Annotated in this window: 1 protein-coding gene; it reads left to right on the top strand. The window is 37.9% G+C overall.

Annotation, left to right across the window (positions count from 1 at the left end; translation table 11 throughout):
• Positions 1 to 28 precede the first annotated feature (28 nt).
• The coding region (locus AOA62_RS31290; RefSeq protein ID WP_218244275.1) for a biotin/lipoyl-binding protein at positions 29 to 243 on the top strand (215 nt) is incomplete at its 3' end.

Raw genomic sequence — 243 nt, 5'->3', positions numbered from 1 at the left:
CGAAACAGAAACAGTGACACGAAGTGATTTGATCGATGCTTATCAAGGTAGAGCTGAGTTTATATCCACAAATACCGTTGATGTGTATTACCCAGAATTAGGCCAACGTATCAAGGAACTACATATTGAGCGTAACCAAGTTGTTGAAAAAGGAGATTTGTTAATCGAGTTGGAACAAGGTGACCTTGCTTTTCAAATACAACAGCAACAAATCACTTTAAGCGAAGCCAAACTAGATATAGA

The sequence above is a fragment of the Pseudomonas sp. 2995-3 genome (genome assembly GCF_002742565.1).
Taxonomy (GTDB): domain Bacteria; phylum Pseudomonadota; class Gammaproteobacteria; order Pseudomonadales; family Pseudomonadaceae; genus Aquipseudomonas; species Aquipseudomonas edaphica.
Note: the sequence above shows the minus strand (reverse complement) of the source record. Positions and strands in the feature narration are given on the sequence as shown.